This window comes from Acidaminococcus hominis, from assembly GCF_900291475.1.
In the GTDB taxonomy this organism is placed as follows: Bacteria; Bacillota; Negativicutes; order Acidaminococcales; family Acidaminococcaceae; genus Acidaminococcus; species Acidaminococcus hominis.
The window spans coordinates 78031-95926 of sequence record NZ_OLMM01000003.1; the positions used below are offsets into that span (position 1 = coordinate 78031).

13 protein-coding genes and 1 pseudogene are annotated in these 17896 nt (G+C 53.7%); 2 read left to right on the plus strand and 12 right to left on the minus strand.

Translation table 11 applies throughout. The features are described from left to right. Window positions 1-62: 62 nt before the first annotated feature. Window positions 63-1397, plus strand: a complete 1335-nt coding sequence (locus C7E10_RS02565) for an MATE family efflux transporter (protein ID WP_199614926.1) — start codon at window positions 63-65, stop codon at window positions 1395-1397. A gap of 566 nt (window positions 1398-1963) precedes the next feature. Here the strand turns inward: C7E10_RS02565 and C7E10_RS02570 are convergent. The 7 genes from C7E10_RS02570 to C7E10_RS02605 form a co-directional block, all read right to left on the minus strand. Then, window positions 1964-3130, minus strand: coding sequence for an iron-containing alcohol dehydrogenase (locus C7E10_RS02570; RefSeq protein WP_105325823.1), 1167 nt, complete (start codon window positions 3128-3130; stop codon window positions 1964-1966). Between the two features lie 1747 nt (window positions 3131-4877). Then, complete coding sequence (locus C7E10_RS02580; protein WP_105325825.1) at window positions 4878-5441, minus strand: hemerythrin domain-containing protein; 564 nt, start codon at window positions 5439-5441, stop codon at window positions 4878-4880. 15 nt (window positions 5442-5456) lie between these two features. Beyond that, window positions 5457-6065 (minus strand): hypothetical protein, encoded by a 609-nt coding sequence (locus C7E10_RS02585; RefSeq protein WP_105325826.1) that lies wholly within the window; start codon window positions 6063-6065, stop codon window positions 5457-5459. A 19-nt stretch (window positions 6066-6084) separates the two neighbouring features. After that, the gene (locus C7E10_RS02590) at window positions 6085-6297 is read right to left on the minus strand and encodes a DUF1858 domain-containing protein (protein WP_105325827.1); all 213 of its coding nucleotides are present in this window, start codon (window positions 6295-6297) and stop codon (window positions 6085-6087) included. 140 nt (window positions 6298-6437) lie between these two features. Beyond that, window positions 6438-7931 carry a glycosyl hydrolase family 18 protein gene (locus C7E10_RS02595; protein ID WP_231086916.1) on the minus strand — a complete coding sequence of 498 codons (1494 nt, stop codon included), beginning with the start codon at window positions 7929-7931 and terminating at the stop codon, window positions 6438-6440. Window positions 7932-8010: 79 nt separating this feature from the next. Beyond that, window positions 8011-9405 carry a sodium:solute symporter family protein gene (locus C7E10_RS02600; protein ID WP_105325828.1) on the minus strand — a complete coding sequence of 465 codons (1395 nt, stop codon included), beginning with the start codon at window positions 9403-9405 and terminating at the stop codon, window positions 8011-8013. A 1151-nt stretch (window positions 9406-10556) separates the two neighbouring features. After that, complete coding sequence (locus tag C7E10_RS02605) at window positions 10557-11081, minus strand: IS3 family transposase (RefSeq protein ID WP_160101783.1); 525 nt, start codon at window positions 11079-11081, stop codon at window positions 10557-10559. A gap of 120 nt (window positions 11082-11201) precedes the next feature. On the opposite strand from C7E10_RS02605, the gene C7E10_RS02610 reads away from it, so the two are divergent. After that, the gene (locus C7E10_RS02610) at window positions 11202-12278 is read left to right on the plus strand and encodes an IS30 family transposase (protein WP_105325528.1); all 1077 of its coding nucleotides are present in this window, start codon (window positions 11202-11204) and stop codon (window positions 12276-12278) included. A gap of 34 nt (window positions 12279-12312) precedes the next feature. Here the strand turns inward: C7E10_RS02610 and C7E10_RS02615 are convergent. From C7E10_RS02615 to cdaA, 5 genes and pseudogenes are all read right to left on the minus strand, one after another. Further along, window positions 12313-12660: pseudogene (locus tag C7E10_RS02615) on the minus strand (IS110 family transposase); the annotation flags it as partial. Between the two features lie 675 nt (window positions 12661-13335). Further along, a complete protein-coding gene (locus tag C7E10_RS02620) occupies window positions 13336-14268 on the minus strand; it encodes a manganese-dependent inorganic pyrophosphatase (RefSeq protein ID WP_105325830.1) in 933 nt (310 codons plus the stop codon). A 76-nt stretch (window positions 14269-14344) separates the two neighbouring features. Next, window positions 14345-15964, minus strand: coding sequence for an NAD(P)/FAD-dependent oxidoreductase (locus C7E10_RS02625; protein WP_105325831.1), 1620 nt, complete (start codon window positions 15962-15964; stop codon window positions 14345-14347). Further along, window positions 15927-16913, minus strand: a complete 987-nt coding sequence (locus C7E10_RS02630) for a CdaR family protein (RefSeq protein ID WP_231087013.1) — start codon at window positions 16911-16913, stop codon at window positions 15927-15929. The genes C7E10_RS02625 and C7E10_RS02630 overlap by 38 nt, the downstream gene beginning before the upstream one ends. Continuing rightward, window positions 16894-17772 (minus strand): diadenylate cyclase CdaA, encoded by an 879-nt coding sequence (cdaA, locus tag C7E10_RS02635; protein WP_105325832.1) that lies wholly within the window; start codon window positions 17770-17772, stop codon window positions 16894-16896. The genes C7E10_RS02630 and cdaA overlap by 20 nt, the downstream gene beginning before the upstream one ends. Between the last annotated feature and the right edge of the window lie 124 nt (window positions 17773-17896).

Below are 17896 nucleotides of genomic sequence, written 5' to 3' on the forward strand. Positions count from 1 at the left end.
TTCAGGTCGTTATATTTAGGTAGACAATAAAATTTAGAAATCCGCTAAGGACGTGACCAATCGTGAAACGAGATTACCTGGTAACGGACATGCCCCTGAAGGCATTGTTCATCTTTTCCCTGCCCATGGTCCTGGGCAACTTCTTCCAACAACTCTATAACACCGTAGACTCCGCCATCGTCGGCCGCTACGTCAGCGAGCAAGCCCTGGCCGCCGTAGGTGCCTCCTACGCCCTGACCACCGTCTTCATCAGCATCGCCATCGGCGGTGGCGTAGGCGCCTCCGTAGTCATCAGCCGCTATTTCGGCGCCCACGAGTACGATAAAATGAAGCAGGCCATCTATACCGCCTTCATTGCCTTCTTCCTCCTCAGCGCCATCCTGGGCCTGTTCGGCTTTGTGGCCAGCCACCAGATTATGTCCTGGCTGAAAACCCCCGCCGACTCCCTGGCCATGGCCGACACCTATCTCCAGATTTACTTCCTGGGGCTCCCCTTCCTCTTCATGTACAACATCATCGCAGCCACCTTCAATGCCCTGGGCAAATCCCGGTATCCCCTGGTCTTCCTGATTTTCTCCTCCCTGCTGAACATCGGCCTGGACCTGTATATGGTACGCAACCTGGGTATGGGCGTAGCCGGCGCCGCCTGGGCCACCCTGATTGCCCAAGGCCTTTCCGCCGTCCTGTCCTTCGCCGTCTTCCATAACCGCCTGAAGAAAGTGGGCTCCGCCCCCTCCTACTACAGCGGCAAAGTACTCCATAAAATGACCAAAGTCGCCCTCCCCTCCATCCTCCAGCAGTCCATCGTCTCCATCGGCATGATGCTGGTCCAGTCCGTAGTCAACAGCTTTGGCTCCGCCGCCCTGGCCGGCTTCTCCGCCGCCATGCGGATCCAGTACGTCTGCACCGTGCCCATGAACGCCATCGGCAACGCCATGAGCCCCTACACCGGCCAAAACATGGGCGCCAATAAACTGGAGCGCGTCAAAGAAGGCTACCACAGCGCCAACAAACTGGTCATCTTCTACGCCATCATCATCTTCCTGGTACTGGAAACCTGCAACGAACCCATCATCCGCTTCTTCCTGAATGACAAAGCCTCCCCCGTAGCCCTGGCCACCGGTACCTCATTCCTGAAATTCGTCGGCCAGTTCATCGTCATCATCGGCCTGAAAATGGCCGTGGACGGCGTCCTAAGAGGCGCCGGAGATATGAAAATCTTCACCATCGCCAACCTGAGCAACCTGGGCGTCAGAGTCCTCATCTCCGTCCTCCTGGCCCCCATCTACGGCATCCAAATGGTGTGGATAGCAGAACCCGTCGGCTGGTTCGTCAACCTGGTCATGTCCTATTACGAATACCATACCGGCAAATGGAAATACAAATTGAAACTATAACCCATAAAAAAACGAGTCTATGCAGCCAAGCCGCATAGACTCGTTTTTTTGTTATTGATATACCTCAAGGCCCAATTTAGCACACGACCAGTAGTGGCCTAAGAATGCCTCTTTCAAGCGTGAAAGAGGTGGCAGCCGCTAGGCTGACGGAGAAAGTTCAATCCAATTGGCCCGTAGGGCCTGCCCAGAGGGCGCCCATAGCTCTCACCTCTATGCGGCCGCATTCAAACATCCCCACAGTTTTCCAAAGGATGTTTGGTTAATAAGGCCCATGCGATAGCCGTCCGTGAGCCGAACCCGCAGGGTGAAGGGGAACGGAACACGGCGAACCGCTGGGAGAGCTGTCACTGCAGGATGACTGAGGGAGTCGTATCCATTTCTCAAGGCCCCCGACCGTAGAGAAATGGAATATACGACCCCTGCGATAGTTGCCCAGGAACTGAGCCTGTAAGGCGAAAGTGACTGGCTAGCAGCGAACCGCTGAGTGGATTCCCCGATACCACATCACTTCAGGTTCGCTGACCGCACCAATTGCCCCATGGGCCCAACTAAACCACTTTATTTTCTTACATCGCTTCCGTCAAAATCGTCCGCACATCCTCAGCCGTCAGCACCTTGTACCCGCCTTGCAGCAAGAACGTACCCTTGATGATATCATCAAACATTCCTTCCGTGCAGCCCAGCTCGGACAAATGCAGGCACACACCAATCTCCTTCATCCAACCTTCCAGCGCATTCAGGCCCGCATCAGCCAATTCTTCCTGACTCTTGCCTTCCGGATTGATGCCCCAAACATTCACCGCAAACCGGGCGAACTTGGCCAACCCAGCCTCCTTGATCAGCCGGTAGTACGGCAGAGAAACCGCAGACAGCGTCATCCCGTGGGTCGCATTGGTAACGCCACCTACAGCCTGACCAATCATATGCACTTCCCAATCCTGGGACTTGCCGCAGCCAATCAGCGTATTCAACGCCCAGGTAGCCGTCCACATAATATTGCTCCGTGCCTCATAGTCCTGCGGATCCTTCACCGCAATACGAGAACTGTGAATCAAAGACTTCATCAGCCCCTCCGCCAGATAATCGGACGTATTGTCATCCGTGCCCGAGAAGTACTGTTCCATAATATGGGACATAATGTCGAAAATCCCAGCCTTCATCTGGTACACCGGCAGACTCATAGTATAACGCGGATTCAAAATCGTAAACTTGGGCATCACCCGGTCATCGAACACATGCCCAATCTTCAGCTTCTGCTCCGGATTGGTAATAACAGAACCCGCATTCATCTCGGACCCCGTCCCAGCCATAGTCAGCACGCAGCCAACAGGAATAATCTTGTTGTCCACATCCTCCATATGCAGATAATACTTGGTCCAAGGATCCTCTTCACAGTAGGCAGATACCGACAGCGCCTTGGCATAGTCGCAGGTAGAACCACCGCCCACAGCCAGAATCAAATCCACAGCCTCAGCCTTAGCCAGCTTGCAGCCCTCGTTCAGCTTCGCCACCGTCGGATTGGGCATAACCCCCGGCAGCTCCACAACCACCTTGCCAGCCTTTTTCAGAGCAGCCAGCACATCCTCGTAGACCCCATTCTTCTTAATAGAGCCCCCGCCGTAGGTCAGCAGCACCTTAGGCCCAAACTTCGCCAATTCACCAGCCAGCGCATCAATCGCATTCTCACCAAAATGCAGCCGAACCGGATTCGAATACAAAAAGTTTCCTTGCATAAATATCTCTCCTTTACAAAACAAACAGCCCAACACCGCACCTAAGGAACTTAAAACCCAGCCCCCAGCACCAGCCACCACCCATGCAGCAGCCCTGTTGGACCCAATACAAACTACATATTTACTATAACACTTAAACCTGACTCTAAGGCAACCCCCATTCCTAGAATTTTTCCAGGATTTTACAAAAAGAGCAGAAAAAGAAAGCAATGCCGCAGGCATTGCAGAGCGGGGGCTACCTATATTTCAGCACTAACCACTTTCAGCACACGGCCAGTATTGGCCTAAGAATGGCCCATCCAAAGCGTTGCGCTCACATCCAAGAGTCCGGCAAAATTTCCAAAGACTCTTGGTTCATGTGAGCCATGTGATAGCAGCCCAAGAAGCAAGCCCGTAGGGCGTGGCTGATTGGAGCGCTGCGAACCACTGAGGGGCTGTCATCCGATAGGATGACTGAGGAAGTTTCATGCAATAGGCCCGTAGGGCCTGCCCGGAGGGCGCCCAAAGCTCTCGCCTTTAGGGGAGAGCTGGCAGCCACGCTAGTGGATGACTGAGAGTGGATTCCCGGAAAACATTGCCTGCAATGTTCGCTGACCGCACAAACTGCCCAGCGATTTATCCAGGTATTAGCGGCCCCCGGCCGCCTGCCTTCCACTTACCAGTGCACTGCTTAGCGTGCACTGGTAAAGAGGAAGGTGCCGGTGGAATCACCGGCGGATGGAGTTCAAAACCAAGCTTCACAACTATCCCCCATTCAGCACATGACCAGTAGTGTCCTAGTACGCTTCCGTCAAACGTTGCGGCCGCATCCAAACAGCCCAACAAATTCCACAAGAGGCTGTTTGGTCAATAAGGCCCATGCGATAGCCGTCCAGGAATTGAGCCCCGTGGGCGAAACTGACTGGAGTACGGCGAACCGCTAAGGAAGTGTCGCCAAGGGCGACGATAGAAGTTTAAGACCGGTTTTTAGCGGCCGCAGGCCGCAATTGCCTTCCACTTACCTGTTCGCTGCTTAGCGCGAACAGGAGAAGGGGAAGGAAGCAATGCTGTAGGCATTGCAGGTTGGGGTTCAAAACCAAGCTGTCCATCGGGCCACTACCAAAGTTTTTGCACTAGCCCCCATTCAGCACACGACCAGTGGGGGCCTAAGACTGGCCCCTGCAAGCATTGCGGTCGCGTCCAAATATCGTCATAAGTTATCCAATAGATATTTGGAATACGCGACCCATGCGACAGCCGTCCAGAAATTGAGCCTGAAAGGCGAAAATGACTGGAGCACGGCGAACCGCTAAGGGGCTGTCATCCTATAGGGATGACTGAGGAAGTTTAATCCAATTGGCCCGGAGGGCCAGCCCAACGGGCGTCCATAGCTCTCGCCTCTGGGAGTCGTATCCATTTCTCAAGGCCTTGGCCGTAGAGAAATGGAATATACGACCCCTGTGATAGCCGTCCGTGAGCCGAACCCGCAGGGTGAAGGGGAACGGAGCACGGCGAACCCGCAGGGTGAAGGGGAACGGAGCACGGCGAACCGCTGGGGGAGCTGGCAGCCACGCTAGTGGCTGACTGAGCGAGGATACCCGGCAAACATCGCCAGGAAGTCCGCAAACCGTACTACCCCTAAAGCCTACCTTATCATTTATGGCAAAAGCCCGTTCAAAACGATTCCTCGTTTTGAACGGGCTCTCACCTGGTTTATGCTAGAGAAAGGGTTATTCTCGACAGTAATCACAGATAAAGCGTTGCTTTTTTACCCCACATACTTCTTTTCCAACACATCAAGCATCGCCAAATAATGGTTCTGCACACCCTTGGCACTTTCCTCGTCCTCAAACACCTTGCTGCGCTCATCCACACTGGCCATAATCTCCGGTGCCAGATGCGCTTCGGCAAACGTGTACACCACATTGTTTTCCTTCTCCACGTGGCGTTTCAGGAGGCGGGCATAGCCCATTGCCTCGGTAATGATGTCCAGCTTGTATTCCGTCTTGGGGTTCTTTTCATATTCATCAAGGGCAGTGACCAGGCTCATCACATGGTCCCGGCCCAGGTCATGCTCAACCAGCATCCCATTGGTCACCAGCGTTTCCGCAACCCGGCCCAAATGGGCGGTCATTTCTGGAAACAGGAACTTTTCTTCCTTGCCATGGTGATGCTTATCGGAGTAATTCCGGGTAAAATCCACAATCTGGCGGAAATCGGCCACATCTACCGGCTTGCCTTCCAGAATCTGGATGCAGGCCTGCCGGATTACTTCCAGCATACGGCTGATATTGGCGTGTTCCGCTACCATAGTTTCAATGCTGTAGCTCATATTTCAGGTCCTTTCTTACAGGCTTTTCAGGTTCAGCACGTAATGCACGTGGTCAGCACCCTGTAATTCGTAGGCCGTATCGGCAAGCATCCCCTGCATCATCTTGTCCCGCAGGTCATAATACACCGCCGGATTCACATTGGCTTCCTGCCAATACCCGCCGTGCAGGTCGCTGGACTGCTCCCAGGCATACGCTTCCGGATTCTGGTCCGTCACCTGGTTCACATGGTCGCAGGGCATCCCGTTCAAAAACTTGTTTTCAAACGCCCGGTAAATGTCCCCAGCGGAGCTTTCTGCCGGCAGCGCATTTTCCGTGCCAAACTGCATAGCCAGCGCTTCCAGTTCCGGCAGCAGGTCAGCGTTATTATTGAGCAGCGCCCCTACCAGAGCCGCATACCGGCCTTCCGCATCATGAATGCGTTCCTGCAGCCAGCCATGAATGTTCATGGTATCAATCAATTCGTCCAAAGGACGAGTTTCGTTGTTTACGTATTCAGAAGCCTTCTTGTCGCCAGTGTTCCAGCCCTTCTTTTCCGCTTCTTCCGCAATCTTGCGGATCAGCGCTTCCTGCAGCTGGATCTTGCCGTACAGCCAATGATGAATAGGACCCAAAAATGCGCTCATGCTGACTCCCCCTTACCCCTTAGGCTTTTTCGATGCATTCGTTGACAGCAGCCACAACCTTTTCAGGATCGAAGCCATGTACATAGGCAGCATCGTTCAGGGATTCCATTTGGGAAGAAGGGCAGCCCAGGCAGTGCATGCCAATCCCCATCAGAACAGGAATGGTTTCAGGATGTTCGTTGACGATTTGACCAACCAGCATATCACCAGTAACTTTTTTTGCGTTTTCCATAATTCATACCTCCATGTATTGTACAGAGCCTCTTGCGAGGGCATTTACGTTCTCGATGATTGTAGTATACGCAATTTAGGCCAAATAGTCCGTTGTTATAACAACGTAACTGAAACTTTTTTCAAAACATTACCGTAAACTCAAAATACCGGGTCCACTTTCCCCCAGATTTCCGGGTCCTCAAACCCCTTCCGCCAGTACGCCCGTCCCGCCAGGTCGTAGCGGCTCACCAGCGCCGACTTGAGCGCCAGGGACCGGGCATCTTCCTGCCACACCCGGTACAACACATTTTGGTCCTTATATTCGAAATAATGCTGCCCCTCCTGGCTCTTCCAGCCCGGCACCAGCTCCTTGTCCGCAATCAGCTGCTCCGCCTGCTTCATAGTCAGCGTGGAAGCCGTCACCTTGCCGTTTTCTTCCTTCCACAGCCGCATATAAAGCGGCATCCCCAGCACCAGCTTCTTGGCCGGCACCTCCTGGAGCACCAGCTTTACCCCCTGCTCCACCCAGTCAAGCCCTGCCACCGAGCCGCTCACAGGGGACAGCCGGCTGTGCTGGTCGTAGGCCATCAGCATCACATAATCCACCTGCTCCGCCAGCCCCTTCCGGTCGTAACATTTGGACCAATTGCCGTTTTCCGACGGCACCGTCACATCAATGGACACCGTCAGCCCCTGCTTGTGCAGCGCCTGGGCAATCTCCCCCACAAAATCCGTCAGCCGGTCCCGGTCCTCCATTTTAATGTTCTCAAAATCCAGATTCACCCCGTCCAGCTGGTAATCATGGGCCAGCTTGCACAACTGCCGCACCACCTGGGTCCGCCCCGCCGGATTGTCCAGCAGCTCGTGGGTCAGCTTAGCATCAAACCCATTGGTAATAAGAGCCCACACCGCATAGCCCCGGTCATGGGCCCGCTCCACATAGTCCAGATCCGTTGCCTTGAGCGCAATATCCCCCTGGGCCGACGTAATGGCCCACCAGCAGGGCGAAACCACATTGATATGCGGATTCCGAGTCTCCTTCACCAGCTGTGTCAAATTGTCCTTAGGCCCAAACACGTCCCACACCAGATTAAGCGGCCCCTGCACCCGCACCGCCTTGTAGGGCTTCACCAGCTTAATCCCCGGCTTCCGGAGAGCACCCTCCACTACAGGCACCTCCACCTGCCGAGCCTTGGCCAGCCGGACGGACTTCACCCCCTGCCCTTCCTGCTTTTCCGGCTTGGCCTGCTCAGCCTTCCCCGTTGCCTCTTGGGCAGCCGCTTGTTCCGCAGCCATCTTCTCCTGCCCCTCCGGCTTGTTTTCCGGAGCCGCAGACTTTTCGGCCGGTTTCTCCCCTGCCTTCGCTTCCTGCTTCTCCGCTGTCTGAGCCGGATTTCCCTGCTGAGCCTGCTCCAAAGCGTTCCCAGCCCCAGCCGTCTTAACAGCCGCTTCCCCCCTGGAAACCTCAGCCCCTGGCTGCACCGTACCCGCCTGGACCACCGCCCCAGCTTCCACTGTCTGCGCCTTTACCGTACTGACACGAGTGCCGCCAGTACCCGCAGCCTCGCCCCCAGTACCAGCCCCGGCAGCCCACACCACCGGCTGGGACAAACAAGCCAAAATCGCACCACACAAGAGAATATTTTTGCGCATAAGAACTCCTTTCAATAGAAAAAATATAAAAAATAACTCCGGACCTTCTGCCAGGCAGAAAGACCGGAGTCAATTCCAATTACAATGGACGGATGGGTGTCCGGTCCACAAGCCGCACCAAAAGCAGCGTTACCAGGCAGATCAGCCATTCAAAATAAATCACGTGGGGCAGGAACCGAATCCCCGGGCACAGCTGCCAAACCAGCAGCCCCACAATGCCCACCAGCGTCGTCCAAAAAGCCGTACTCTTCCGGCACAGCCCCGGCGCAAACATCGTGCAGAGGAATACCAGCGTGAAAGCCGTGGTCAGGCTCAGCCCGATCATCATCACCTTCACAATACCTACCGCATTAAACGCCAGCCACAGCGTACCCAGCCCCACCACCAGAATAATCCAGCGATTGGCCCGGACATACTGGTCAGCCGTAATATCCGGCCGCAGGAACCGCTTGTAAATATCCTGCGCAATTAGCGTCCCCGCACCCAGAAGAATCGTGCAGGCCGTAGAAACATCTGCCGCCCAGAGCGCCGCCAGCGTCAGCCCCGACGTAAACGGATCCAGACTCATAATAATCTGAGGCAGCGCCTGCGTCGGATTAATATCCGGGAACTGCGCCAAAGCCGCCATACCCAAAATCGCCGAAAGAAAACCAATGGGGAAAATCAAAATACCCCCCAGTACAAACCCCTTCCGGGCCGCCGAGGCACTCTTGGCCCCGCAGGCAATCTGCACCGGCCCCTGCGCACTAATCGTCTGCGTCGTCATCACCAGAATCCAGCCCAGCAGCGTAGCCCCCGAAATCCCATCAAAGAAACTGAACCACTGGAAATTCGCCGCCGGCAGCATCGCCTCAATCCCCGCAATACCACCGTCCCGGAGCAGAATCCGAACCACCGACACCAGAATTCCGATATAAATAATCGACACACTCAGCAAATTGGACAGCCCCGAGGACCACAGCCCCCCAATGGACGTCACCCCAATAAACACAATTGCGCTAACAATCATACCCGTCTTCATAGAGAAAATCTCCGGCATCAGCGTGGACAAAATCGAGCCACCCGCCACATACTGCAAAGACGTAATACAAATCATAATCATAGAAAGCCCAATCACACTAATGATCCGCGCCTTCTTGTCATAACACCGCTCAAATAACTCCGGCACCGTAGTACAATTTAACGACCGATACTTCCCCGCCGCCACCAGACCCATCACAATCGCCCCAATGGACCAAGCACCATTGTACCAACCAGCAGAAAGCCCCACCTTCGTAGCACTCTCCGCCACACCCACCGTAGACGCAGCACCAACCGCCATCCCAGTAATACTCACCGCCACCAAACCAGGACCAAACGCCCGCCCCGCGAACAAATACTCCTCCGGATTGAGACTCGCCCGCCGCTTCACATAAAACGAAACACCAAACAAAAGAGCAATATACAGTACTACAATGCACAACTGAATCGACATGAACCAACACTCCCTGCTTTTCTACTTTCCTGCTATAAACAATTTCTATTATACGTCCACCAGCAACGGATTGTCTAGAAAAAAGAAAATAAAGTAGAAAACCTTAGACCATCACCAAAAGTCCGCTGACCGCACCAACCTTTAAAGGCTCCTCACTTTAGGGGGGAGCTGGCAGCCACGCAGTGGCTGACTGAGCGAGGATTCCCGGCACTAGCACCAGGAAGTCCGCAGACCGCACGACCAAAAACCCGGTACAGAGTTTTCTACAGCAAAAAATTGCCACAGGCAATTTTTCTGTAGTTGAGCTACCTAACGGCCCTCACTAGCCCCAGATGGGGACAAACTTTCCCCAGAGGGGAAAGTGGCTCCGCAGGTGCCGATAGAGGAACCCCGGAGGGCCAACCAAGTATTAGCGGCCCCCGGCCGCCTGCCTTCCCCGCACAACATCATTCCAAGGCGGGGAAGGTCGGCATTGCCTCCAGCAATGCCGGGTTGGGGCAACTACCTACATTCCTGTACTAGCTCCCATTCAGCACATGACCAGTAGTGTCCTAGAACGCTTCCTACAAGCGTTGCGGCCGCATCCAAACAGCCCGACAAATTTTGCAAGAGGCTGTTTGGTTAATAAGGCCCATGCGATAGCCGTCCAGGAAGTGAGCCCTGTGGGCGAAACTGACTGGAGTACGGCGAACCGCTCAGGAAGTGTCGCCACAGGCGACGATAGAAGTTTATCCATTTTTCGCGGCCCCCGGCCGCCTGCCTTCCACTTACCTGTTCGCCGCGTTGCGCGAACAGGAGAAGGGGAAGGAAGCAATGCCGCAGGCATTGCAGGATGGGGTTCCCAACCAAGCCACCCGAAGAGCCAACTCGCCCCCATTTCAGCCCTATCCCCCATTTTCCCCCTAGACAACTAAACTATCCCATATTATAATATATTCAACTTGAAAACCGTTTTACGGTTTTGGATGGGACGTGTTACGACATGTCCCTTTTTTTTTACTATTTTTCACTATATGCAAAGATTTGACCTCATTTTACTACCTAACGGCCCGCACTAGCCCCCATTCAGCATACGACCAGTGATGCCTAGTAAGCCTTCTGCAAACTGGTGTGCTCCCCGTCAAGTAGACAGTTCCTAATAATATAAACCTCTACGCCGCCATTTGGTAGCTATTATGTTTTTGCATAGGGGTCAAACGGCCCAAATTCCGCTGCAAACGGCCACTGTTGTAATACTCCATGTAGTTATTAATCATCGTTACCAAAGCTTTACGGCTGTCGAAGTCACGAGTATAGTACCGTTCTCTTTTCAGCATGCCCCAGAAGCCTTCCATCGGGCCATTATCAATGCATTTTCCTATCCGTGACATACTCTGCGTCATACCAGCATCTAGAATCATCTTGCGGAAATCCCTGCAGGTGTATTGGAATCCCCGGTCAGAGTGAAACAGGGGATGCGCGCCAGGGTTTTTCAACAATGCCTTATTGAAGGTATTGAATACCAAATTTTTATCGTTCCGGTTGCTTATCACATAGGAAACAATTCGTCTGTCATACAGGTCAATAATCGCGCTCAGATATACCTTATGCACAACTACCCCCTCATAGTAGTGAAATTCTGAGACGTCAGTACACCATTTCTGGTTAGGGGCATCGGCTTTAAATTCCCTATTCAAGATATTTTCTGTGGTCAGTTGTAAAATGAACTTGAACAGTTAATCAAAAAATAAAAATCCATAGTGAAGCCTCATGCTAAAATGGTTTTGCGAGAAATCATCAACAAAGGAGCAATCACGATGGATCACATCCATTCTAACACAATGGAGGACGTACGTATCCCCGGCCGCCATCTTTCTTTGGAAGAACGTGGTATGATTCAAGCTCTGCATCGTCAAGGGCTTTCCCTTCGCAACATTGCTGCTGCAGTAGGATGTGCTCATACGACTGTTTTCTATGAGCTTCGGCGTGGAACGCCGGAACGAAAAAGCAAGCACGGTCGTGCCCCACAGTATATGGCAAAGCGCGGTCAGAAGGCATACGCAAAGAATCGCAAGAACTCCAGGAAGACTTGCAAAATCGATCATGACGACTGCGAATCGTTCATCCAATGGATGGTAGAACAAGTCCGCCAGGAACGTTGGTCACTGGATGCCTGCGTTGGCTATGCTAGGCGGAACAAGCTATTTACGCCGGAACAGATTCCCTGTACCAAGACGCTTTACAACATGCTTTGGGCTAATAAGCTTCCGCTGTCGCTCTTCGAAGTCCCGCGAGCCTTAAAGCATAAACACCGTCGGAAATGGGTACGTAAGAACAAGCGTATGAAGGGTCGCTCCATTGAGGAACGTCCTGCCGTCGTCAATGAAGGTACCGAAATTGGCCACTGGGAAGTGGACACGGTCGTTGGTCAGCGTGCAGGCCGTGAGGCAGTAGTCTTCACTGCTGTTGAAAAGGTTACGCGCAACTACATCGCCATCCGCATTCCTGGACGTACCTGTGCCGGCGTTGAATCCGCTCTTGCACAGTTGCAGGAGCTATATGGCGCAGAGCGCTTCAGCCAGATTTTTAAGACGATGACGGCCGATAACGGTCCTGAGTTTGAGAACTTGTCACAGTTCGAGAGTCTCGGCACCAAGATGTACTTTACACATTCGTACAGCTCGTGGGAACGGGCTCAAAACGAACGCCACAATGGCTTGCTGAGGGATTTCATCCCAAAGGGCATGTCCGTAGAGCGGTTCTCTGATGAGGATATCCTGAACATGGCAGATACGCTGAACCAGCGCCCACGTCGTGTTTTGGGCTACCATACGCCGTCAGAGCTATTTGATGCATTCCTCGATGAAGTTTATGCTATTGAGTGTGTTTCTTGATTATAGTTGTTCAAATTCAACTTGCAATTTACCNTTTGGAAAGGCCAATAAAAGTTTTTCGGTAATTCGCTGTGATTTTTGGATTGAGACAATAAACATACGGATGAAAAGGCATGAGAATTTCGCTGGCTGACAGGAAATTGGCAATATGAATACTGTACATGGAGGTGGATTCTAATGCGAAAACGATAGTATTTAGATTTCGATGAGAAAGCATACATTTACAGATAGCATTCGCCAATTTTTCAGCGCCAGGCTGATTATTAGGGAAAGAATCAGAAAGAAGCTTATTCTGTTCAAAGTCCATGGCATAGACAACATTGGATTTTGAACTTACATCAATACCGACGTATAAAGTTGACAAAGTGTTGATCTTAATCATGATATCATCCTCCTTCCCAGATCAGATTTGTGAAGCCTGAGCAAAAGGTTTATCCCAGGCATCATGAAGTAACCGCAACCTCGCGCAATTAGCATTCATCCTGTCAGCCTTTTTGCTGGTGCTAAGGCAGGAGATGCAACTTCTGTGTTAGCGGAGTAATGCTTCATGAGCTGGGCCGCATGCTAAAGGGAGCAGACACAGACGAACTGGCTGCAAGGGGAGATAGCAGTGCCTCCGGACATCAGACTCTACTGATATCGTACCATGGGAAAACCTTTTGTTACAGAGCTTCAGATTGTATAGACGGGAAACCGGAAGAGGAAAATTCTCCGAATGGTTCTTACCGCTATACGCACAAAAAATATGTATGTGAGCTGTTTTTAATAACTCACATACATATCATACGAGGNACCTTTTGTTACAGAGCTTCAGATTGTATAGACGGGAAACCGGAAGAGGAAAATTCTCCGAATGGTTCTTACCGCTATACGCACAAAAAATATGTATGTGAGCTGTTTTTAATAACTCACATACATATCATACGAGGGGAGCTGTCACCGAAGGTGACTGAGAGTGGATTCCCGGCACCAGCACACTTCAGGTCCGCGGACCGCACCACCACAAAACAAATCAGGCCGTGCACCCTGCACGGCCTGATTTCATCTTAATGCAATACTATTCCTGAAACGCCTTCGTCAACGGCGGCACAATCTGCTTCTTCCGGGACAGCACCCCAGGCAGATGATAATGCCCGTCAGCCTCCCGCTGGCCAAACGCCTTGTCCAGCACCTCAGCGTTCTTTCCAGCCCACAACAGTTCCGTCACCTCATTGATAATATCCGTCACCATCAGCAGCGTAGTGTCCGCTTCACACTGGTCCACCATATCCTGCAAAGCACCCTGCAGCGCCGGCCATTTTGCCTTGGCCTTTTCCCCGTCCATCACGTTGATCTGAGCCACCGTTACCTTGCCCTGAGGGAAATCAAATTCCTTCATATCCCCGTGGCAGATAGCGCTGGGGCTCAGAGAGTTGATGGCAGAGCCAGCCTGCAGCATATCCATAGCGTACTTTTGCGGATCTTCCAGCCCGGCAATCTTCGCCAGCGCCATAGCCGCTTCCTTGTCCTTTTCCGTGGTAGTCGGGGACTTGAAGTACAGCGTATCAGAACTAATGGCAGAGAACAGCAGCCCCGCAATGGTCGGGGTCAGCGTTACGTTCTTTTCCACACTAATATTGTAAATAATGGTGCCCGTGCAGCCCACCGGCTGGATCCGTACCATCAGAGGATTGGCCGTCACAATGCCGCCCATCCGGTGATGGTCGATAATTTCCAGAGGATTGGCCTTGCTGAAGCCGTCCACAGCCTGGCTCAGCTCATTGTGGTCCACCAGAATCACGTCCTGGCCTTCCGCCAGTTCCGTGTTCAGCCGGGGAGCGTCCACCTTCCAGTAATCCAGCACATACTGGGTTTCCGGGTTCACATTCCCAGCCCGGCAAGCTTCCACCTTCTCACCCAATTGGGTCTTCACATAGGCATAAGACAGGGCAGAGCAAATAGAGTCCGTGTCCGGATTCTTGTGTCCTGTAATAATCGTTACGTTTTCCATAAATCGCATCTCCTCATGGTTCACTTAGTATCGCACCCAGGGGGTGCCTGTTGGAATACTTTCCATAGCGTTCTTATTATAGCACAGGTTTGGCAAAACGGGCCATAAGCCGATGACTCTGATGATACCCGTCCATGGCGGCACTCATAATGCCCCCCGCATAGCCAGCCCCTTCCCCGGCCGGGTACAGCCCCGGACAGTTCACAGACTCCCCGCTTTCACCACGGACAATCCGCACCGGCGCTGACGTCCGGGTTTCCACCCCAATCAGCAGCCCCTGGGTCCCAAACCCCGGCAGCTTCCTGTCAAACACCCCCAGCCCATGCTGGAGCGTTTCCGCCACCGCCTGGGGCAGCACCTTCTTCAGGTCCGCCGCCACCAGTCCCGGCCGGTAGCTGGGCTTAAACGGCACCTTCAGGTCCGGCGCCGTCCCTTCCAGATAGCTCCGGGAAGACTGGGCCGGAGCCCGGTAATCCTTGCTGACCCCATAGGCCAGCCGCTCGTACTTCCGTTGGAATTCCATACCCCCCAGCGGCCCCGGCGGGAAATCCTTGGGGTCCACATTCACCACCAGCGCACTGTTGGCCAGCCCCGTATCCCGCAGGAACGGGCTCATCCCGTTGACCACCACGCCCCCCGGTTCCGAAGCAGACGCCACCACCTGGCCCCCCGGGCACATACAGAACGAATACACCGCCCGGCCCGTAGCCTTGTCGTGGTACACTAGCGCATAGTCCGCCGCCCCCAGCTTGGGGTGCTTGGCAAACTTCCCATACTGGGCCCGGTTAATCAGCTCCTGCTGGTGCTCAATCCGCACACCTACCGCAAACGCCTTGGCCTCCAAATGGACGCCCCGGGCAAGCAGCATCTGGTACGTATCCCGAGCCGAATGGCCGCAGGCCAGAACCAGCCCCTGGCACTTCACCCATTCCTGGCCGTTCAGCTCCACTTCCGTAAGACCGCCGGCCGCATCCCGGCGCACATTGGTCACCTGGGTTTCGTAGCGCACCGTGCCCCCGTAAGCCTTAATCTGGTGAATCAGCCCCGTCACCATAATCCGCAGCTTGTCCGTGCCCACGTGAGGCTTCTGTTCCGTGAGAATCTCCTCCGGCGCCCCCGCATCCACAAACAACTGGAGCAAATGCCCCATAATCGGGTCATTCACCCGGGTGGTCAGCTTCCCGTCAGAAAACGTCCCGGCACCCCCGGCCCCAAACTGCACATTGCTCACCGGGTCCAGCTTCCCCGTCTTCCAGAACGTCTCCACGTCCCGAATCCGGTGGGCCAAATCCCGGCCCCGCTCTACCACCATAGGCGCGTACCCGTACTTGGCCAGCTCCAGCGCCGCCACAAGCCCCGCAGGCCCCAGCCCCACCACAATAGGCCGGCTGGCAAGCCCTTCCGTGCCAAATACCGGCACCGGTTCCGGCTTCTCTTCCCATTCACTAATCTGCGGATCCTTTAATAGCTCCGCCTTCTGCCCTTCACTGATACGCAGCTCCGCCAGCAGATGGTACACCAGCACAATACTGCTTTTGTGCCGGGCATCTACCGCCTTCCGCAGCACCCGTACCTTCCCGATGCTGCCCTCCGGCAAACGGAGCTTCCGGGAAAGCAGCTGGGGCAGGCCCTGCCTGCTGTCCAGCCCCACCCGGATATTATTGATTCGTAGAACTACTGTTTTTTGCTGCTGCACTTTGTCCCTCCGGAGCTTTCGTAAGCGTAATTTCCACCAGCACACTGTGGGTGTCCGCCAGAACCTGGTCAGGAATCTGCAGCGGCATCTTCAGCTCCACATCGCTGGTAATATTCGTCAACACAATCGGAGCCGTTTGAATCTCCTTAATATTGCCCAAAACCGCCGGTTCCGCCGTCAGCTTCACCGTGGCAGGCGTTAACTTCACATTGGCAATGGTCACCCCAGCCGGGAGCTGCCCCGACATATTGGCCTTAATGGGGAAATCATTGGTACCCAACTGCCGCACAATGGTCACCGTAGTCTTCACCTTGGACGGCACAACCTTCACATCATACATCTCCCGGCCCGTCTTGTCCACAGCCACCACCGTAGCATCCGACGTGAAATTCTGGTCCTTGTTGCTGATATCCACCATCACCAGCACCTTGGCCACCTCCGCAATCCGGGCACTGGCCCCCCGGATGGTCACCTTAGCCGGATTCAGGTCCATATGACTCACCGTCACCCCACTGTTGGGAACCCCCACAATCCGCGGCTCCACCTCCACAGACTTCTCCGCCAGAGAATCCGTTTCCAGCTGCAGCAGACTCGGCGTGACCTCCGCCACTTCCCCCATCCGCACCGTAGCCATCACATTGTACGTATTCATCCCCTTGGGAGCGTCCGTAAAGTCGATATACGCCTTAATATCCCCCTCCCGGAGCACCGCAATCTGCGAACGCGTACCACTCACCTTCACATTCACCGTCTCCGGCATATCCTTTACCACCATATCTTCCGCCAAATTGTTGGCCGCCAGCGGCACCCGGAACGTCTTCGTGGTAATCGGGTTCTGCTCATTCATGACATACACCCACAAAATGCAGGCCACCACCAGCGCCATCACCCGCACAAACCAGGAATTCCGCTTGTTGGCCCCCTCATCATTATGCTTTTGGGTTATCATGGAAGTCATCCCCTTTCTGCCCCTCGTCCTTGTGCTTGCGCAGCGCCTCAAACTTCAGCCGAATCGAATCCTTCCAATTGAGCATCGGCTGCTTCATCACCGGCCGCAAAAGATCCCGCACATCCCGGTGCGTCAAATACCGTTGGAGAGCACCCCCACGAGCCAGAGAAACCGCACCCGTTTCCTCACTCACCACCAGCACCAGCGCATCCGTCTGCTCAGACAGACCAATCGCCGCCCGGTGCCGCGTACCCAGCTCCTGACTCAAATTCCGCGCCTCCGTCAGAGGCAGTAGGCAACTCGCCGCCGCAATCCGGTTTCCCCGGATAATCACCGCCCCATCATGCAGCGGCGTATTGGGAATAAAAATATTTTCAAAAAGAGCCGTACTGATTAAACCATCAATCTGAATCCCCGTCTCAATATAGTCGTCCAGACCCGTCTCCCGCTCGAAAACAATCAGCGCCCCAATCTTGTTCCGGCTCAAATCATCTGCCGTAGTCGCCACCGCCTCCAGCATATTCTCGATTTCTTCCTCATTGAGCACCGTACTCCGGCGGAATAACTTCCCCCGCCCAATCTGCTCCAGCGCCCGCCGCAGCTCCGGCTGAAAAACCACCGGCAGCGCAATCATCACCACCGTCATAAACTTTTCCAAAATCCAGTTGATCACATACAAATTCAGCCACTTACTGATCAACATAATCACCAGCAGCATCAACAGCCCCTTGACCAAAGACGCCGCCCGCGTATTCTTCAACATCAAATACAATTTATTTAAGAAAAACGCCACTACCAGGATATCCAACACATCCAGCGCAGTAATCGTGTGAATCAAACCAAGCACATGCCCACCCATAAAAGTTCCTCCCTCATAGAATATCGCCACAAAAGTAGCATCAACCTATTATAGACTATTTCCAGAGCCCGACGCAAATAGTTGAAGAGAAAAATATGGCAGGAAACGCATAACGCCCCACACT

Coding starts and splice junctions, on each gene's coding strand:
- C7E10_RS02595 (WP_231086916.1), bottom strand. CDS start 7,931: ATGCGCAAAAATATTCTCTTGTGTGGTGCGATTTTGGCTTGTTTGTCC.
- C7E10_RS02580 (WP_105325825.1), bottom strand. CDS start 5,441: ATGAGCTACAGCATTGAAACTATGGTAGCGGAACACGCCAATATCAGC.
- C7E10_RS02600 (WP_105325828.1), bottom strand. CDS start 9,405: ATGTCGATTCAGTTGTGCATTGTAGTACTGTATATTGCTCTTTTGTTT.
- C7E10_RS02570 (WP_105325823.1), bottom strand. CDS start 3,130: ATGCAAGGAAACTTTTTGTATTCGAATCCGGTTCGGCTGCATTTTGGT.
- C7E10_RS02630 (WP_231087013.1), bottom strand. CDS start 16,913: ATGATAACCCAAAAGCATAATGATGAGGGGGCCAACAAGCGGAATTCC.
- C7E10_RS02610 (WP_105325528.1), top strand. CDS start 11,202: ATGGATCACATCCATTCTAACACAATGGAGGACGTACGTATCCCCGGC.
- C7E10_RS02590 (WP_105325827.1), bottom strand. CDS start 6,297: ATGGAAAACGCAAAAAAAGTTACTGGTGATATGCTGGTTGGTCAAATC.
- C7E10_RS02620 (WP_105325830.1), bottom strand. CDS start 14,268: ATGGAAAACGTAACGATTATTACAGGACACAAGAATCCGGACACGGAC.
- cdaA (WP_105325832.1), bottom strand. CDS start 17,772: ATGGGTGGGCATGTGCTTGGTTTGATTCACACGATTACTGCGCTGGAT.
- C7E10_RS02585 (WP_105325826.1), bottom strand. CDS start 6,065: ATGAGCGCATTTTTGGGTCCTATTCATCATTGGCTGTACGGCAAGATC.